The following is a 1,106-nucleotide window of genomic DNA, read 5'->3' on the forward strand; positions in this document are numbered from 1 at the left end:
GGGATCAGGACTCCGTTCGCGCAGCGGCGTCCGCCAGCTGCAGCAGGTAGGGGTTGGAGACGCGCTCGCGTCCGATGGTCGTCGCGGGGCCGTGGCCGGGGAGCACGTCGGTGGCGTCGGCCAGCGGCAGCACCCGCGTGCGGAGGCTGCGCAGCATCGCGGCCGGGTCGCCGCCGGGGAGGTCCGTGCGCCCGACGGACCCGGCGAACAGCACGTCCCCGGACAGCAGCAGGTCGGCCTCGCCGGGACGGGCCACCGCGAACATGACGGACCCCTCGGTGTGCCCGGGCGCGTGCGAGACGGTGATGTCCAGGCCGGCCACGGCGAGGCGCTGGGCGTCGGTGACCGTCACGACCTCCTCGGGCTCGCGCCAGCGCAGGCGGCCGTACTCCGCCGTCAGCGCGGCCAGCAGCGCGGGGCCGAGGTCGCTCAGCGGGTCGGTCAACCGGTAGCGGTCCTCCGCGTGGATCGTCGCGGCGAGGCCGTGGCTCCCGCAGACCGGCGTGACGGAGAACGTGTGGTCGAGGTGGCCGTGGGTCAGGAGCACCGCGGCGGGTCGCAGCCGGTGCCGGCGCAGCAGCTCGACCAGGCGGTCCTCCACCCCGATGCCGGGGTCGACGACGACGCACTCCTCGCCCGGCCCGGGGGCCACGACGTGGCAGTTGGTGCCGAACACGGTCGCTTCGACGGACTCCACCAGCACCCGTCGAGCCTAGTCGCGAGGTCGTGGTGGGCCCGACCGGACCGCACTGCGGCGTCGTCGCTCCGCGCGCGGGTGGACTCACGCCGGGTGGCGGTCCGCGCCGTCGGGTGACCCGGGCACCTAGACTGCCGCGGGTGAGCGAGCGATCCCAGGAGCCGGCGTCCGACGAGGACGTGCAGGACACCCCGACCACTGCGACGACCGACCCGATCGAGGGCGCCCCCGAGGCGGAGGCGGTGCCGGAGCCCGTGGCCGCCCCCGCGCCCGCGGAGGGTGCGGCCGAGGAGGCCGTGCCCGCGGCGGAGGACGCCGTCCCCGCCGAGGAGCCCGTCGCGGAGTCCGTCCCCGCCGAAGCGCCCGTCGCGGAGCCCTCCCCCGCCTCGGCGGGGACGGACTCCTCGAC

The 1,106-nt window shown here is 76.9% G+C and carries 1 protein-coding gene and 1 pseudogene; one reads left to right on the forward strand and one right to left on the reverse strand.

Translation table 11 applies throughout. The features are described from left to right. Positions 1-4 precede the first annotated feature (4 nt). On the reverse strand, positions 5-703 hold the full coding sequence (locus tag GTR02_RS21815) for an MBL fold metallo-hydrolase (RefSeq protein WP_166609556.1): 699 nt from the start codon (positions 701-703) through the stop codon (positions 5-7). Positions 704-837: 134 nt separating this feature from the next. Between GTR02_RS21815 and GTR02_RS21820 the strand changes: the two are divergent. Continuing rightward, a pseudogene (locus GTR02_RS21820) lies at positions 838-1,106 on the forward strand (hypothetical protein); the annotation flags it as partial.

This window comes from Kineococcus siccus (assembly GCF_009906795.1).
GTDB lineage: Bacteria > Actinomycetota > Actinomycetes > Actinomycetales > Kineococcaceae > Kineococcus > Kineococcus siccus.